This is a genomic window from Flavonifractor sp. An82, from assembly GCF_002159265.1.
GTDB lineage: Bacteria > Bacillota > Clostridia > Oscillospirales > Oscillospiraceae > Flavonifractor.
The window spans coordinates 37,318-53,118 of the sequence record NZ_NFHG01000012.1; the positions used below are offsets into that span (position 1 = coordinate 37,318).

The window sequence follows — 15,801 nt, forward strand, 5'->3', positions numbered from 1 at the left end:
CAGGGCACCTCCTGTCGAAATTAAAAGATAAAGGGGCACTTAACCGCTCATGCCCCGTAGGCGGCGCATGATCCAGCTGTCGTCCAGATCCACCTTGCCCTCCACCGCCCGCAGGGCGATGTGCAGGTGGTCGGTGGTGTGCTCCAGCCGGATGAGTCCCCGCTCGTCAAAGACCTCCAGGCACACCAGGGTGCGCATGACAGTCTCCCGCCGTCCGGCGGAGCGGGCGATGTTGCGGGCCAGCCGGTGGGCCGTCTCCTCCAGGGGAGACTGTCCGGCGTGGCCCTTCAAATAGCGCCAGAGAACCACGAACTCCTCCCGGGTGGGCAGCAAAGCCGCCGCCTCCCGCTGGGTCAGTTCCTCTCCCCGGCGGAACTTTTCAAAGAGGGCCCGCTCGGCCTGGGCCCGGGTAAGGGCGGGGCGCAGGTCACACACCTGCAGCTGGACGGAACGCCACCCCCGGTACTCGTTGACCTGGGGGGTGAAGGCCACATCCACCCGGTCTCCCTGGGCCACCCCCATCTCGGCGGCGGTGGCGGAAAAGAAGATGGCGTCAAAGCTGCGGCCGCCGGCTGCCAGCTTGAGCTTCAGGTGCCGGCCGCCACCCACCTCGCTGAGGGCAGTGATAAGGCAGCCCTGGAGGTAAAAGACCGGCTTGGGATTACCGGCGCCGTAGGGCTCCAGCAGATCCAGGCCCTCCACCCCCTCCAGGGTAAGGATACCCACATCCTCCACCGCGCAGTCCACATCCAAAGCGGACACCATCTCGGCGCCGCCGGTGCACTGGCGGACGTAGTCGTTCATGGCGGCAGTAAAGGCGGGGATGTTCTCCTCCAGAATGGTGAAGCCCGCCGCCAGCTCATGGCCGCCGAAGCCCTCCAGCAGGGGGGCGCAGTGCTCCAGAGCGGCAAACAGATTGAAGCCGCCAAAGGACCGGCAGGAGCCCTTGCCCTTGCCGTCCTGAAGGCAGATCATGAAGGCGGGGCAGGAGTATTTCTCCGCCAGGCGGGAGGCCACGATGCCCACCACCCCCTGGTGCCAGTGCTCCCCGGCCAGTACCAGGGCGTACCGCTCCTCCTGGGGCAGGGCCTCCGCCAGGGCCTGACACTCCTGGCTGATCTGGGCCTCAATGGTCTGCCGCTCCCGGTTGAGCTCGCACAGGCGGGCAGCCAGTTCCTCCCCCCGGGCAGGGTCGGCGGTGAGCAGCAGCTCGGCGGCCAGGGCGGCGCACCCCATCCGGCCCGAGGCGTTGAGCCGGGGGGCCAGGGTGTAGCCGATGGCCACCGAATTGAGGGGCCGTTCCTCCAGGCCCGCCTGATGGAGCAGGGCCTTCAGGCCGGGGCGGCCCGTATTGCGCAGGGCCTCCAGACCCAGGCGCACAATGGTGCGGTTCTCCCCGGTGAGGCTCATGACATCGGCCACCGTACCGATGGCCGCCAGATCGGCGTACCGCTCCAGCAGCTCCGCCTGCCGGCCCGGCCCGCCCAGGGCCAGCACCAGCTTGAGGGCCACTCCCACGCCCGCCAGACACTTGAAGGGGTAGGGGCAGTCGGGCCGGTGGGGGTCCACCACCGCCAGGGCGTCGGGCAGCTGTTCCTTGCATTCGTGGTGGTCGGTGATCACCAGGTCCATGCCCAGCTCTCTGGCCCGGCGGGCCTCCTCCACGGCAGTGATGCCGCAGTCCACCGTTACCACCAGTGTAACGCCCGCCTGATGGAGGGTGTCCAGGGCGTCGGTGTTCAGGCCGTAGCCCTCCTCCATCCGGTCAGGAATATAGGGGATCACCGTTCCACCCTCCCGGCGGAGGAAGTCGGTGAGCAGGCTGGTGGAGGTGATGCCGTCCACGTCGTAGTCACCGTACACCGCGATGGTCTCCCCCTCTGCCAGGGCACGGGCCAGCCGGGCGGAGGCCCGGTCCATATCCCGCATCAGCAGGGGGTCCTGGAGCTGGCCCCGGCCGGCGTCCAGAAAGGCACGGGCCTTCTCCGGGGTGTCCAGCCCCCGGGCGCACAGTACCCTGGCGGCCAGCGGGGGCAGGCCGGCCTGCTCCATGGCTGCTACTCCGGCAGGATCGCTGGCCGCCAGATTCCATTGTTTATATTTCATGGGCGGCCACCGTCCTTTCCCATTAAAATTACCCTTAATTATATCAAATGCGTTCCGCTGTGACAAGGGGTTGGAAGAAAACGGCGGGCAGCCTCCATGGCCGCCCGCCTGCTTTTCTCAGCCCAGCTCCAGATACAGGCTCACCAGATCAATGGTGGCCTTCATACCGTCGAAATGGGTCCGCTCCATACCATGGGAGGCGTGTACGCCGGGGCCGATGAGGGCGCCCTTGGCGTCCATGCCGGTGTGCCAGGCCACCGCTACGTCGGAGCCGTAGTGGGGGTAGATATCCACCGCGTAGTCCACCCCGTTGTCCTTGGCCAGCTCCACCAGACGGCTCACCATCTCATAGTCGTAGGGGCCGTTGCTGTCCTTGGCGCAGATGGAAACCTGATACTCGGTGCAGCTTAGGTCGTCGCCCACACAGCCCATGTCCACCGCCAGCAGCTCGTCCACCGGAGGCAGGGTAGCGCCGCCGTGGCCCACCTCCTCATGGACGGTAAAGCACACATCGGTGTCGTAGCGGGGGCGCACCTTGGCAAAGTGCATCAGCCGCAGCAGGGTGAGCAGGATGGCGGCGCTGCCCTTGTCGTCGATGAACCGGGATTTCAAAAAGCCGCTCTCCGTGACGGTGGTCTTGGGATCAAAGCACACATAGTCCCCGGCGCAGATGCCCAGCTTCTCCACATCCTCCTTGCTCTTCACCTTCTCGTCGATGCGCACTGCCAGTTCCTTCTCCTCCCGGGGCCGGGTGGCGGCGTCGTCATAGACGTGGACGGCGGGGGACAGAGACAGAATGGTGCCGGTGTATACCTTGCCCTCTCGGGTATAGATCCGGCAGTACTCGCCGTCCAGGGTGGGCAGGATGGGGCCGCCCACCTTGGTGATTTTCAGCATGCCGTCGGCGGTGATGGAGCGCACCATCAGGCCCAGGGTATCCACATGGGCACACAGGCCGATCTTCTTGCCCTTCTCCCGGCCGGGCACCGACACGATCAGGTTGCCCTTATTGGTGCGCCGGGTGGCATAGCCGTGGTCCTGAGCGATCTGCTCCGCCTCCCGCACCACGTTCTGGGTAAATCCGCTGGGACTGTCGATGGCCAGCAGCCGCTTGGCAATGTCCATCATAATGCCCTGACAATTTTGTGTATCCAGCATTTGCGTCCTCTCCTTGATTGTAGTATGATGTCCCTATCTTATACCAAACCACGGGAGCGATGCAACCATGTCCGAAGAAAAGACCAATGTAATGCGGGTACTGGATCAAAAAAAGGTGCCCTACACCCCCCACCACTACGCCCACCCAGACGGGGCAGTGGACGGCGCCAGCGTGGCCGCCCTCATCGGCAAGGACCCGGCGGCGGTGTGCAAGACCCTGGTGACCCAGGGGGCCAGCAAGAAATACTATGTGTTCGTCATCCCAGTGCTGAAGGAGCTGGACCTGAAAGCCGCCGCCAAGGCGGTGAGAGAAAAGTCCATTGAGATGATCAAACAGGCCCAGCTGCTCCCCCTCACCGGCTACGTCCACGGGGGCTGCTCCCCGGTGGGCATGAAGAAGCAGTTCCCCACCGTCTTTGACCAGAGCGTGGAGGGACTGGACACCATCACCGTCAGCGCAGGCAAAATCGGCGCCCAGGTGGAGGTGGCCCCAGCGACCCTGGCCGGGCTGGTGCGGGGCTCCTTTGCTCCGGTGACAAAGTAAAAATTTTTCCTGTTTTGGGGAACCTTTTGCAGCCTTGTCCGTCTATCCCTGTGACAACAAACTTGCAAGGAGGACCCCACGATGAAGAAATTCGGTACCGCCGCCCTGGCTCTGACCCTGGCCGGCGCCCTGGCTGTTCCCGCCCTGGCCGCTGAGACCCCCGTGCTCATCTCCGCCAAGGTGGACGGCTACACCACTGCCATCACCCTCAACGGCGAGAAGCTGGACACCACCGGCATCCCCGCCGCCAGCCGGACCGACCTGGTGCCCCTGCGTCTGGTGGCCGAGGCCGACCACGGCTCCGCCTACTGGGATCAGGAGAACAACGAGTCCTGGTTCAACTTCGGCAAGGACAAGATCACCGTCCAGTTTGAGGCCAACACCATTCTGGTCAACGACGTGGCTGTCAACACCACCGCTGAGGTCCACGCCGGCGTGACCTATGTGCCCGTCTCCGTGCTGGAGGGCATGGAAGGCTTCGCCGTCACCTCCGATACCGAGACCGGCAGCGTGACCATCACCACCCCCAACAACGACCCCATGGTCAAGCTGGCCTACGCCATCATGGAGAGCAGCGCCATGTTCGGCAACCGCACCGATGTGACCACCCTCACCGACGCCTACAAGATCCCCGCCGATCAGTTCGAGCAGGTGGTGGCCTTCTTCCCCATGATCACCAGCCCCGACACCGTCATCGTGGGCAAGCTGGCTGAGGGCGCCGACGAGAAGGCGGTGACCGACGCTCTGGAGGCCTACCGTCAGAGCCAGGAGGACACCTTCTCCTGGTACCTCTCCCAGCACCTGCCCAAGGTGCAGGATGCCCGCACCGTGGTGGAGAACGGCTATCTGCTCTTCTTCATCGGCGAGAACGCCGACCAGGCTGAGGAGCTTTTCCACACCTATGTGGAGGCCCAGGGCTGATTTTCCCGTCTGCAATTCACAAGGTCCCGGCCCTCACAGGCCGGGACCTTGTTTTTTCCACGCTCAGCCGCTATAATGTGGAAAAAAGGAGGGATCTCCATGGATGAAACGCCGCGGGTCTCCGCCCGTCAAACTCTGGATGATATGCGGGCCGGCTACGACGCCTTTATACAGAAGCTGGAGCGCAGCCGCGCCACCAGCGTAGGGGAAATCATGGGCAATTTCTTCCGCTCCCAGGGCAACCCCCGGGTGACCTACGCGATGGAGGAGTTCAATCCCGTGCTCACCGCTCAGGTGGCCGCTCTTGCAGAACAGCTGGGAAATTATGCGTCGGAGGAGGCCGGAGCTCTGGCCGACCAGGCCCTGGAGCTGATGCTCTTTTATCCCCCCTCCAAGGACAGCACCATAGCCTCTTCTCTGACCGCCTTTGAGGGCCACGCCCTCCCCCTGGTCCCCTTTCTGGCCCCGGAGCGGCGGCAGGAGCTGGCCCGGCGCTACGCCAAGCGCAACTCTCCCCGGCTGATGTTCCCCAATCAGAAGAAGGTATGGAGCGCCCTCTCCATGCGATAACGGAAACAGGCCCCCGGTTCGTCATGAACCGGGGGCCTGTTTTGTATTCATTACTTCATGAGGGAGCACACAAGCTCGGTGTAGCCCGCGGGGTCGGCCAGGGGCAGGCCGGCGATGAGCTGAGCCTGGGCATACAGCAGCTGGGCGTACTTGGCCGCCAGGTCCTTGTCCTCGGCCACCGCCCGCTTCAGGGCCGCAAAGGCGTCGGAATCGGGGTTGAGCTCCAGCACCCGCTGGGCCTTCATATTGTCGGCGTTGTCCGGGTCCATCCGCTGGAAGTACTTCTCCATCTCCAGGGTGATGGGGCCGTCGGTGGTGAGGCACACGGCGCCGCTCTTGAGGATCCGGGACAGACGGGCCTCATGGATGTCCTCCCCCAGGGTCTCCTTCAGGAAGTCCAGCACCGGCTTGTTCTCCTCCGCCTTCTGCTCCAGGGCGGCCTTCTCCTCGTCGGTCTCGGGCAGAGCGTCGTCGTCGTCCACCGACTTGAAGGGCTTGCCATCCACCGCACCCAGCACGTTAACCACAAACTGGTCGGCCTCGGCGGTAAGGTAGAGGATCTCATATCCCTTATCCCGGATGCGCTCGGCCTGGGGCAGCTTGTCCAGCTTGGCGGCGTCCTCGCCGCAGGCAAAGTAGACGTACTGCTGGTCCTCAGGCATCCGCTCCTTGTACTCGGTCAGGGTGGTCAGCTTGCCGTCCTTGGAGGACCAGAAGAGCAGCAGGTCGCTGAGCAGGTCCTTGTGGACGCCGTAGTCGGCCACCACGCCCATCTTGATCTGGGGGCCGAAGGCCTTCCAGAAGGTCTCGTACTTCTCCCGGTCGTCCTTCTGGAGGCGGAGCAGCTCGCCCTTGATCTTCTTCTCCAGGTTGTTGGCAATGACCTTCAGCTGACGGGTGTGCTGCAGCATCTCGCGGGAAATGTTCAGGGAGAAGTCCTGGGAGTCCACCACGCCCTTGACAAAGCGGAAGTGCTCGGGCAAAAGGTCGGCGCACTTGTCCATGATGAGCACGCCGGAGGAGTAGAGCTGCAGGCCCTTCTCATATTCCCGGGTGTAGAAGTCGTAGGGGGCGTGGGAGGGGATGTAGAGCATGGCCTTGTACTCCACGGTGCCCTCGGCGGACACGTGGATCACGCTCAGCGGGTCCTCCCAGTCGCCGTACTTCTCCTTATAAAACTGGTTGTACTCCTCACTCTTGACCTCACTCTTGGGCCGCTGCCACAGGGGCACCATGGAGTTGAGGGTCTCCCACTGGTCGTAGTCCTCCCACTCCGGCTTATAGTCGTCGCCGGCGTCCTCCGGGCGGGGTTTCTGGCGGGACTTGTGCATAAGCATGACGATGGGGTAGTGGATGTAGTCGGAGTACTTTTTCACCAGATCGGCGATGCGGTACTGCTCCAGATACTCGTCGTAGTGGTCGTCGTCGGTGTTGGCCTTGATGTGGAGCACGATGTCGGTGCCCACCCCCTCCTTCTCACAGGGGGTAATGGTGTAGCCGTCGGCGCCGTCGGACTCCCAGCGGAAGGCCTCCTCAGCGCCGTAGGCCTTGGAGGTGACGGTGACATGGTCGGCCACCATGAAGGCGGAGTAGAAGCCCACGCCGAACTGGCCGATGATGTCGGTGGTGTCCCCCTCGGCCTTCTCCTGCTTGGCCATCTCCTCCTTGTACTGGAGGGAGCCGCTGCGGGCGATGGTGCCCAGGTTGCTCTCCAGCTCTTCCTTGGTCATGCCGATGCCGTTGTCGGAGATGGTGAGGGTGCGGGCGATCTGGTCGGGGGTGAGGGTGATCTTCAGGTCCGACCGGTCCAGGCCCACCTTGTCGTCGGTGAGGGCCTTGTAGGCCAGCTTGTCCATGGCGTCGCTGGCGTTGGAGATGATCTCCCGCAGGAAAATCTCCTTGTGGGTGTAGATGGAGTTGATCATCAGGTCCAGCAGGCGCTTGGACTCCGCTTTGAACTGTTTCTTTGCCATGGTGGATGCCTCCTGTATATCAAACTATATGTAATAACATAGCGTTAGCACTCAGTCATCTCGAGTGCTAACGCTATCATAATCCTTCGTATGAAAAATTGCAAGGGGGTTCAAGAAATGTTTACAATTCCTCTCCCGGCGTCCACAGGGCGGCCCGGAGGGCCTCCACGCTGTCAAAGTGGCTCAGGGGGCCTTCGTCCGTCGGCTCTTCCAGCCGGAGCACTCCGGCAGGCTGACCGCCGATGGTCACCAGATAGGTGGCCTGCCAGTCCAGGCCGAGGACCCGCAGCTGGCTGTCCACGTATGCGCCCCCGGCCAGCAGGTGGGGGGCCCGCTCCGGCGGATCGGTGCGGAAGGCCGCGCCGATGGTGTAGGCCTCGGCGTCCAGGGCGGGGGCCTGACCCGCCTCCCGGAAGCAGGTCAGTTCCCAGCTCACAAAGCCGCTCTCGCCGACCTGGGCCAGCCGGGCGTCGTAGTATGCGTCGGTCAGCTCCCGGCAAGCGGCGTAGGCCTCCTGGTCGATGTCGTCCGAGGTGTCGCAGCTGGTGCGGATGAGCTGGTAGAGAGCCTCGTCCTCCAGGTGGACCCTGCCCTGGGGCAAATTGCTCCCGCCGAAGACCTCCACCACGTTTTCCTCCAGCCCGACCTGGAGATGGAGCGCATCATCCTCAGAGTAGGCCCCCTGATTCTTTGGGGCCAGGTAGCAGTCCAGGGTCCATATGATGTCGGTGTCCGAACCGTTAAGGGTAAGATCGGAGTGGTCTGCCGGGTGGGCCGCCGCGGCCCGGATGAGGGCGGCCAGTTCCTCCGCCTCCGGAGGATCGTTGGGGCCATACCAGCTTACAGAGCCGATGTCTTTTCCGTCCAGGCCGGCCAGCAGCTCCAGCAGGGCGTCGTCGGCGGTGTTCCTGTGGGCGCGGATATGCCAGGCCTCCCCGTCCTTTTTCAGAGCCAATTCAATACGGGAACCGTCCTCCCGCTGGTCAGTCCACAGCAGGGCGGTGCCGGCGGCCTCATCCACCTGCCCTCCGGTGCACACAAAACAGCCGGGACCAAAGTCGCTGGTGAAGGTATACCAGGCGTCGTATCCCTCCAGATAGGGCACGGAGGAGGTGTCCAGATCGGCGGAGGTGATACCGGCGTACCGCTCCAGGGTCTGGTCCACCGAGGCGCGGGTAATGCGGTGGATGGGCACGGACTCCGGCGAGTTCCCCCAGGGGTAGCCGGGCAGGGCTTTCAGGGCGTTGGACTCCGCCTCATCCTCGGCGCTCAATGTGCCGTCGCCAGGGAAGTAGTACAAAAAGTCGGAAAAGTTTATATTTTTTACGTCGTCATAATAGCAGGTAAAAAAGCAGCTCACCGGGGCGGCGTAGGTCACGCCGTCTTGCTCCGCCAGGGGGGAGAAGGCCTCGTTGACCCGGTCAATTTCCTCCTGGGTGAGGGCCCGGGGCCTCTCCGCCGCCGGAGAGGGGGATACGGGAGGCGGTGTCTGGGCGGCACAGCCGCACAGGACAAGGGTCAGCAGCAGAGGCAGTGCCAAATATCGTTTCATATCAGTCCCACCCGTCTATGTTTGGATTTTTCTCCCGGAACACGATCCGGAAGGAGGGGATGTTATCAAAGCCCAGATTGGAGGTCTCCACTGTAAATCGCCAGGCCCGGTCGGTGAGAAGGGCGGACACCACCACGTCCTCCCCGTCCTCCCGGATGGTGACATTCTTCAAAAAGTGGCTGTCCCGGCCCAGGGAGCCCGCCGGGAAGGAGTAGGGGTACAGGTCCGGGGGATAGCCCAGCTCCACCAGGCCCTCGTTCCGGGCGGCTGACCCGCTCTCCAGGCAGGTGTCGAACAGGCGGAGGGTGAAGGTGCGGCTGTCCGGGTCGAAGCCGGTCTGGAAACTGGGGATGGCGGTGACCGCCGGGAAGAAGCCCAGGAAGAGCTCCCGGCTGTCCCCGTTGGGGATAAAGGAGAAGGAGAGCCCGTCGGCATCGATGCGGGCGTCGTACACCTGCTCGTGCCGGGCGTGCTCCTGCTCCTCCCGGGGGTAGACCGGGCCATTGGCCATGTCCCAGGCCCCCGCGTAGAAGGGCTCCGCCGGATCCAGCCAGGCGGGCTCCCGGTAGGACTGGATGGAGCTGAAGTCCAGGTCGGGGCCGAGCTGACCGTACTCATCCCCCTGGGCCCATACGGTCACGTCCTCCGGCAGCCATTTGTCCGGGGTGACGGCGGACAGCCCGTCGGTCAGGTAGTGGATCTTGGCGGGGGCGAGGATCTCATAGGACGCGAAGTCCTCCATGGCGGTGAGCTGTACCCGGCGGCCGGTTTCCCCGAACACCCAGTCCAGCAGGGAAAAGTTGGGGTCGTTCTCATAGCCGTACTCCACCAGCCAGTCCCCCTCGTAGGAGGTGAGTTTGCGCACCTCATAGCCCTCCCAGCCGTAGAGAGTACGGATGCTATCCTCCTGCACCGGCAAAACGGTAAAGTCATAGCCTGCCGCCGGGGTGGTCTCCGCCGCCGGAGGCGTGGTCTGTGCCTCAGGCGGCGTCTGGGCGGCGCAGCCGCACAGGGCGAAAGCCAGCAGCAGGGCCGGAAATACGTTCCGTCTCATGGCAGTACCTCCTTTTCATCTCCATCCTACCATGGGGATCGGTACAGAGGGTTACAGGCGCGGTGCCAATGTGGAGACAAGGGGTTACAAAGCGTGAAAAAAGGGCGGCAAAAGCCGCCCTTCTCAAATCATATTATGTTGAACCGCAGGGGCTTTACTTACCCACACAGAACCGCTCAAAAATGCGGGCGGTGATGTCCTCCCGGATATCGGCGCCGGTGAGCTCCCCCAGGGCGGACAGGGCCTCCTCCACATCGGTGAGGAGGGCGTCGGGGGTAACCCCCGCCGCCAGGCTGGCGGCGGCCCGGTCCACACTGTCCAGAGCACGCCGGGCAGCCTGGGCCTGCCGGGCGTTGGTGAGCAGCTCTCCCGCCGCCTCCCCTCCACCGGCAGGGAACTGAGCCGCCACCAGCTCTCCCAGCTTGTCCAGGCCCATGCCGGTTTTGGCGCTCACGTTCACCACCGGAGGCATCCGCTCCAGCCCCAGCACCGGCATGGGGGCCGAGGGCAGGTCCCCCTTGGTGCGCACCAGAATGACCGGCGCCCGGTCCATGGCGCTCTCCAGCAGGGCCACGTCCTCCTCGGTCACCGGGACGGAGCCGTCCCACAGCACCAGAATGAGGGCGGCCTCCTCCAGCGCGGCCTTACTGCGCTCCACGCCGATGCGCTCCACCGCGTCGTCGGTGTCCCGGATGCCGGCGGTGTCGATGAGCCGCAGCACCACATCCCCCATCCGGCAGCGGGCCTCCACCGTGTCCCGGGTGGTGCCGGGGATGTCGGTGACAATGGCCCGGTCATAGCCCACCAGGGCGTTGAGCAGGGAGGACTTGCCCGCGTTGGGCCGCCCCGCCAGCACGCAGGGCACACCCCCGGCGATGTATCTGCCCCGCCGGTAGGTGGCCAGCAGCTCCTCCAGGGCCTGTCTGGCCCCGGTCAATCCCGCCTGAATGGTCTCCGCCCGGAAGGGGTCAATGTCCTCGTCGGGGTAGTCCAGCACGGCGTGGAAGTGGGCCAGCAGGTCGGTGAGGCCGTCGTAGATGGCCCCCACCCGGCGGCTCAGGGCCCCGGAGAGCTGCCCGGCGGCCTGCCGCACAGCGGCGGGGGTCTCGGCGTCGATGAGGTCGGCCACCGCCTCGGCCTGGGTCAGGTCCAGCCGCCCGTTGAGGAAGGCCCGGCGGGTAAACTCCCCCGGCCCGGCCTGCCGCACTCCCTGGGCAAAGAGGGCCTCCAGCCCCAGGGAGAGCACCGCCGGGGAGCCGTGGCACTGCACCTCCGCCGTGTCCTCCCCGGTATAGCTGTGGGGGCCGTGGGAGATGGTGGCCAGGGCGTGGTCGATGACCTCCCCCTCAGGCCCCAGCAGCTCCCCCAGCACCAGACGCCGGTCCCCGTACTCCGTCAGGGCCTTGCCCCCCAGGGGGCGGAACACCGCGGAGACCGCCCCGATGGCCTCCGGCCCGCTGAGACGCAGGATGCCGATGGCACTGGGGGCGGCGGGTGTGGCAATGGCTGCGATGGTATCGGACATGGTCTTCCCTTCCTGTTTCCGACGGGGTCGGAAACTTTGGCGATTCTGCCGTGGATTTTCCCCTTGACTTTTCTTATGTCGACCAAAAGATGCATAACGGCTGTTTTCCACCCCTGTGGACAAGTGTGGAAAACCATGTGGATAATGTGGAAAACCCTGTGCAGGGAAGCGCTTCCCGTTTCCTTACCGTTTTTTTACATTGCATATCATTCTGTATACATCCTGTCAAAGGGAATGGACGTATCAGATTTTTTGTTAGGACGTCAAAAAATATGGACGGTTTTTGGGCAAGTCGGCACTTGCGCAGGAGGGACGGGCATGATACCATTACCTGGTGGTAACTGTCTGCCCCGGAGCGCCCCTGCGGCCCTGTGCGGCAGACCTTTTACTGCTCTCTGCCCACCAGCTGCCGGGCCCGTTCCAGCAGCTTGGTGTACACCTCGTCCATCTGCCATTCATTGGTGAGCTCCAGCAGCCGGTCCGCCGGCAGCCAGGCCACCCCCGTGTTCTCCCCCTCCCGATACTGGAGGGGGTCGCTTTCGTCTGCGGTGAGCAGGTAGGTCACGTTCAGGTGCTGGTGGGAGGGCACCCACTCCCCCCGCTTCACATGGCCCCACACCGGCAGGATCTCCAGGGAGGCCATGGCGGTGCTCAGGGGCCGGATGTGGACCACTCCCGTCTCCTCCCGGGCCTCCCGCAGGGCCACCGACAGCAGGTCTCCCTCCCCGTCGGCGTGGCCGCCGGTCCAGGCCCACACCTTGTACAGGTTGTGGTGGGCCATGAGCACACGGGTGGCGTCAGAATTGACCACAAAGCCGGAGGCGGTAAAGTGGGCGATTTTATTCTGACGAGTGAGGATATCGTCAGGGAACAGGCGCAGGTACTCCAGCATCATTTTCTTGTCCCCAACCTCCTGCTGGTTTTGGGGCACATAGGCCTGGATCTCCTCCCGGTACATCACTTCACCCTCTCATAGGTCACATAGCGGTAGGTCAGGCCCTCATGCTCCAAAGGCTCCCCCTCCTCGGTGACAGCCCAGGCCGGGTCGGCGTCCAGGTCGGGGAAGAAGGCGTCGGCGGGCCAGGCCTTGTGGATCTTGGTGATGTAGGCCTTGTCACAGTAGGGCAGCAGCGCCCGGTACACGCTCTCCCCGCCAATCACAAAGGCATCCGCCGGGGCGGCCTTCAGCAGGTCCTCCACACTGGAGAACACCTCCGCCCCCTCCGGGGCAAAGGCAGTATTGCGGGACAAGATCAGGTTGCGCCGGTTCTTCAGAGGACGGCCGCCGGGGAAGGTAGCCAAAGTCTTGCGGCCCAGGATCACGGCGTGGCCGGTGGTGAGCACCTGGAACCGCTTCAGGTCGGCGGGGATATAGCACAGCTGGTCCCCGTCCCTGCCGATGGCCCAGTTTTGGTCCACCGCTGCAATGAGATTCATTTCCCTTCCTCCTTACACCGCCACCGGAATGGGCTGGTCCAGGGTGTGGAACTGATAGCCCTCCAGCTTGAAGCTGTCCTTGGTAAAGGCATAGAAATCGGTGATCGTGGGGTCTATCCACAGCTTGGGCGCCTCATAGGGGGTGCGGGCGATGATCTCCTCCACCACCGGTACGTGGCGGTCGTAGATGTGGGCGTCGGCAATGACGTGGACCAGCTCCCCCGCCTCCAGGCCGGACACCTGAGCCATCATGTGGACCAGAGCGGCGTACTGCATCACGTTCCAGCCGTTGGCGGTAAGCATGTCCTGGCTCCGCTGGTTGAGGATGGCGTTGAGGGTCTTGCCGCTGACATTGAAGGTCATGGAGTAGGCGCAGGGGTAGAGGGCCATCTGGTGGAGGTCGTGGTGGTTGTACAGGTTGGTCATGATCCGGCGGGAGGCCGGGTTGTGCTTGAGATCGTAGAGCACCCGGTCCACCTGGTCGAACATGCCCTCGGCGTACTGGTGTTTCACCCCCAGCTGATAGCCGTAGGCCTTGCCGATGGAGCCGCTCTCGTCGGCCCAGGCGTCCCAGATATGGCTGTTCAGGTCGTGGATGTTGTTGGACTTCTTCTGCCAGATCCACAAAAGCTCGTCCACCGCGCTCTTGAAGGCCATTTTCCGGATGGTCTGGACGGGAAACTCCTCCCGCAGGTCGTAGCGGTTGACGATACAGAATTTCTTCACGGTGTGAGCTGGGGTACCATCCTCCCACCGGGGGCGCACCTGCTGATCGGTGTCCCACACCCCGTGGGCCAGAATATCTTTGCAATTTTCAATAAACAATTCGTCCGCGCGGCTCATGGCGTACCTCCATTTTTCATTGCATGGCAGTTCTCTGTTGTTCCGGGGGAGGGGTCCCCCTTTATTTCTAAAAATCAATCATCAGGAGTGTGACCGACACCATGAAAGACGTCCCCGCCTCAGGTTCCGCCACCACATCCCATTCCCTTCACATCCACATCGGCCTGCGCAACATCAAGACCGCCATCTCGGCGGCCCTGTGCGCCCTCATCTACTTCGTCTTCCTGGACAACCGCAACCCCACCTTCGCCTGTATCGGCGCCATCTTCGGCATGGGGGCCAACATGGACCACTCCAAGCTCCACGGCGGCAACCGTCTCTTCGGCACCATCATCGGCGGCTTTCTGGGGATGGGTCTGTTCCGCATCTATCTGATCTTCTACCCCGACGGGGAGAACCGGCTGCTGCTGGTGCCCCTGCTGTTCGTGGGGGTGATCATCCTCATTCTGCTGGCCCAGTTCTTCTGGGTGGGAGCGGTGCAGCCCGGCGGCGTGGTGCTGTGCATCGTGCTCTTCAACACCCCGGTGGACACCTACGTGTCCTACGCCCTTAACCGCATGTTTGACACCGGCGTGGGCGTGGCCATGTCCCTGCTCATCAACTACCTGCTGCCCCGGGAGCGGCTGGAGCCCTGGGTGGACAAAGTCAAGGCAAAGTTTCAGCGGTAAGATCGTTCCGCCGGGCGGCCAGAGGCCGCCCGGTTTTTTTGTCCGTTACTTCAGGCCGTAGTAGTCGCACAGGCGGGCCGCCGCGTCCAGGGCGTCCGGCGGGTTGACCCACAGGTCGGGCAGGAAGCCAGTGCCGTCCCGGTTTTCCATGGTCTCATGAAAGGCCAGCCCCGTTCCAAAATACACATACAGGCCGGTATTGGGGAGGTAAAACCCGCTGTTATTGGGCACCAGAGCGCAACCGCTGGTGGGGGCGCCCACCGCCAGCACATTTTCCATGGAGCGGAAGAACTCCACCACCGTCTCTCCGGAGGATGCGGTGCCCTTATCTGCCAGCAGGAGCGTCACAGTTTCGCTGGGTGTCCATGTCCCCTGGTCCTCCGATACCATCCAGGTCCCCAAATCGTTCTCGGGGTCAAAATCAAAGGCCCGGCAAAACATCTGGCTGTACCGGGCGCTAAATACCCGTTTAGGCTGGGCCGGCTGGCCGGTAAAGCCCTCAAACCAGTTCATGATCCATCTGTCACTGCCGCCGGGGTTGGCCCGCACATCAAAGATCAGCACCGGCTCACCGGCATACTCCCCGCCGCAGGCGGCAAAGCGCTCCAGCTGGGCCTCCTGCTCCGGCGTGTTGGCGTACATCTGAGTGGATTGCAGCACAGGGATATCCTGATAGGAATATTCCGAAAATACCTTACTTCCACGGGTTGACCGCTCCGCCTGGGTCCAGTCCAGGTCATAGCCTCCCAGGGTGTGGGGCAGGTCGGTCCCATCCTGGCTCAGGGCATAGAAGCCGTAGCAGATCTGTCCCTCCGGGCCAATGGTGGGCTTCACATAGTCCGAGTCCAGCCCATCCACATCAGAGAGGTACAGGTCGGGTACATAGTACAGATAGACCCGATGCAGTTCGATGAGAGACTGTCCACCGATGGCGAAATGCCCGTCCCGGACAGCCGGGGAGAGGACGTCCACCAGAATATCCTGTACGGTCCTGCTCAGCAGAATTTTCCCATCCTCCGCTTCCTGCTGGATCTGTGCCAGCGCCTGCTCCTCCAGCGGGCCGAACACCTCATCGCCGCCGAAATATTCATAGGCACCGTAGGTGGTGCGCAGGAGGGTGAAGAAAGCCTCGATATCCTCCTGGGCAGTTTCTATGGTCAGCGGCTCCGTCAGGTCGTGGGGCGTCAGGAGAATATCCATTTCCTCCTCCGTATAGGTATCGTTCTGGTCGGTGAAGTCGGACGTCCATTGGCCAATATCCAGAGCAGCCTCCGTCTCAATGACCGCCTTGCGGCGGGTGTTGACCTCCTCCAGAAAGGCGTCAAAGTCCATCCCGGCCACCGGAGTGGGGTCGGGCTCCGGGGCAGTCGAAGGGGAAGGCTCCGGCGGCGGCGTGCAGCCGGCCAGCAGGGCCAGAGTCAGCACCAGGGGAAGCAGGCGTCCTTTCATC

At 63.5% G+C, this 15,801-nt stretch carries 14 protein-coding genes; 4 read left to right on the top strand and 10 right to left on the bottom strand.

What is annotated here, in order from left to right; translation table 11 throughout:
• Positions 1-39: 39 nt before the first annotated feature.
• Both recJ and B5G34_RS12150 read right to left on the bottom strand, forming a co-directional pair.
• Positions 40-2,106: a single-stranded-DNA-specific exonuclease RecJ gene (gene recJ / locus B5G34_RS12145; RefSeq protein ID WP_087337771.1), complete on the bottom strand. Its 2,067-nt coding sequence runs from the start codon at positions 2,104-2,106 to the stop codon at positions 40-42.
• A 117-nt stretch (positions 2,107-2,223) separates the two neighbouring features.
• Positions 2,224-3,264, bottom strand: a complete 1,041-nt coding sequence (locus B5G34_RS12150; protein WP_087337774.1) for a M42 family metallopeptidase — start codon at positions 3,262-3,264, stop codon at positions 2,224-2,226.
• 67 nt (positions 3,265-3,331) lie between these two features.
• On the opposite strand from B5G34_RS12150, the gene ybaK reads away from it, so the two are divergent.
• From ybaK to B5G34_RS12165, 3 genes are all read left to right on the top strand, one after another.
• Positions 3,332-3,808: a Cys-tRNA(Pro) deacylase gene (ybaK, locus tag B5G34_RS12155; protein ID WP_087337779.1), complete on the top strand. Its 477-nt coding sequence runs from the start codon at positions 3,332-3,334 to the stop codon at positions 3,806-3,808.
• Positions 3,809-3,889: 81 nt separating this feature from the next.
• A complete protein-coding gene (locus B5G34_RS12160; protein WP_087337782.1) occupies positions 3,890-4,729 on the top strand; it encodes a DUF4358 domain-containing protein in 840 nt (279 codons plus the stop codon).
• Positions 4,730-4,828: 99 nt separating this feature from the next.
• Positions 4,829-5,299 (top strand): hypothetical protein, encoded by a 471-nt coding sequence (locus B5G34_RS12165; protein ID WP_087337785.1) that lies wholly within the window; start codon positions 4,829-4,831, stop codon positions 5,297-5,299.
• Between the two features lie 50 nt (positions 5,300-5,349).
• Here B5G34_RS12165 and htpG read toward each other — a convergent pair whose 3' ends face one another.
• From htpG to thyA, 7 genes are all read right to left on the bottom strand, one after another.
• Positions 5,350-7,272 (bottom strand): molecular chaperone HtpG, encoded by a 1,923-nt coding sequence (gene htpG / locus B5G34_RS12170; RefSeq protein WP_087337788.1) that lies wholly within the window; start codon positions 7,270-7,272, stop codon positions 5,350-5,352.
• A 121-nt stretch (positions 7,273-7,393) separates the two neighbouring features.
• Complete coding sequence (locus tag B5G34_RS12175) at positions 7,394-8,824, bottom strand: hypothetical protein (RefSeq protein WP_087337791.1); 1,431 nt, start codon at positions 8,822-8,824, stop codon at positions 7,394-7,396.
• Between the two features lies 1 nt (position 8,825).
• Positions 8,826-9,878 (bottom strand): hypothetical protein, encoded by a 1,053-nt coding sequence (locus B5G34_RS12180; RefSeq protein WP_242957024.1) that lies wholly within the window; start codon positions 9,876-9,878, stop codon positions 8,826-8,828.
• Positions 9,879-10,032: 154 nt separating this feature from the next.
• Positions 10,033-11,403 (bottom strand): tRNA uridine-5-carboxymethylaminomethyl(34) synthesis GTPase MnmE, encoded by a 1,371-nt coding sequence (gene mnmE / locus B5G34_RS12185; protein WP_087337794.1) that lies wholly within the window; start codon positions 11,401-11,403, stop codon positions 10,033-10,035.
• Positions 11,404-11,788: 385 nt separating this feature from the next.
• The gene (locus B5G34_RS12190; RefSeq protein ID WP_087337797.1) at positions 11,789-12,361 is read right to left on the bottom strand and encodes an NUDIX hydrolase; all 573 of its coding nucleotides are present in this window, start codon (positions 12,359-12,361) and stop codon (positions 11,789-11,791) included.
• Positions 12,361-12,840, bottom strand: coding sequence for a dihydrofolate reductase (locus B5G34_RS12195; RefSeq protein WP_087337800.1), 480 nt, complete (start codon positions 12,838-12,840; stop codon positions 12,361-12,363). The genes B5G34_RS12190 and B5G34_RS12195 overlap by 1 nt, the downstream gene beginning before the upstream one ends.
• Before the next feature lie 12 nt (positions 12,841-12,852).
• Entirely contained in the window at positions 12,853-13,683 is an 831-nt protein-coding gene (thyA, locus tag B5G34_RS12200; RefSeq protein ID WP_087337802.1) for a thymidylate synthase, read from the bottom strand.
• Between the two features lie 101 nt (positions 13,684-13,784).
• Between thyA and B5G34_RS12205 the strand changes: the two genes are divergently transcribed.
• A complete protein-coding gene (locus B5G34_RS12205) occupies positions 13,785-14,351 on the top strand; it encodes an aromatic acid exporter family protein (protein ID WP_087337805.1) in 567 nt (188 codons plus the stop codon).
• A 45-nt stretch (positions 14,352-14,396) separates the two neighbouring features.
• Here B5G34_RS12205 and B5G34_RS12210 read toward each other — a convergent pair whose 3' ends face one another.
• On the bottom strand, positions 14,397-15,800 hold the full coding sequence (locus tag B5G34_RS12210) for a S41 family peptidase (protein ID WP_087337808.1): 1,404 nt from the start codon (positions 15,798-15,800) through the stop codon (positions 14,397-14,399).
• Position 15,801 lies beyond the last annotated feature (1 nt).

Excerpts from the sequence above, each read along its gene's own strand:
- B5G34_RS12150 (WP_087337774.1), bottom strand. The coding sequence starts at position 3,264 with ATGCTGGATACACAAAATTGTCAGGGCATTATGATGGACATTGCCAAG.
- htpG (WP_087337788.1), bottom strand. The coding sequence starts at position 7,272 with ATGGCAAAGAAACAGTTCAAAGCGGAGTCCAAGCGCCTGCTGGACCTG.
- B5G34_RS12165 (WP_087337785.1), top strand. The coding sequence starts at position 4,829 with ATGGATGAAACGCCGCGGGTCTCCGCCCGTCAAACTCTGGATGATATG.
- B5G34_RS12210 (WP_087337808.1), bottom strand. The coding sequence starts at position 15,800 with ATGAAAGGACGCCTGCTTCCCCTGGTGCTGACTCTGGCCCTGCTGGCC.
- B5G34_RS12195 (WP_087337800.1), bottom strand. The coding sequence starts at position 12,840 with ATGAATCTCATTGCAGCGGTGGACCAAAACTGGGCCATCGGCAGGGAC.
- ybaK (WP_087337779.1), top strand. The coding sequence starts at position 3,332 with ATGTCCGAAGAAAAGACCAATGTAATGCGGGTACTGGATCAAAAAAAG.
- B5G34_RS12205 (WP_087337805.1), top strand. The coding sequence starts at position 13,785 with ATGAAAGACGTCCCCGCCTCAGGTTCCGCCACCACATCCCATTCCCTT.
- recJ (WP_087337771.1), bottom strand. The coding sequence starts at position 2,106 with ATGAAATATAAACAATGGAATCTGGCGGCCAGCGATCCTGCCGGAGTA.
- mnmE (WP_087337794.1), bottom strand. The coding sequence starts at position 11,403 with ATGTCCGATACCATCGCAGCCATTGCCACACCCGCCGCCCCCAGTGCC.
- B5G34_RS12160 (WP_087337782.1), top strand. The coding sequence starts at position 3,890 with ATGAAGAAATTCGGTACCGCCGCCCTGGCTCTGACCCTGGCCGGCGCC.
- thyA (WP_087337802.1), bottom strand. The coding sequence starts at position 13,683 with ATGAGCCGCGCGGACGAATTGTTTATTGAAAATTGCAAAGATATTCTG.
- B5G34_RS12180 (WP_242957024.1), bottom strand. The coding sequence starts at position 9,878 with ATGAGACGGAACGTATTTCCGGCCCTGCTGCTGGCTTTCGCCCTGTGC.
- B5G34_RS12190 (WP_087337797.1), bottom strand. The coding sequence starts at position 12,361 with ATGTACCGGGAGGAGATCCAGGCCTATGTGCCCCAAAACCAGCAGGAG.
- B5G34_RS12175 (WP_087337791.1), bottom strand. The coding sequence starts at position 8,824 with ATGAAACGATATTTGGCACTGCCTCTGCTGCTGACCCTTGTCCTGTGC.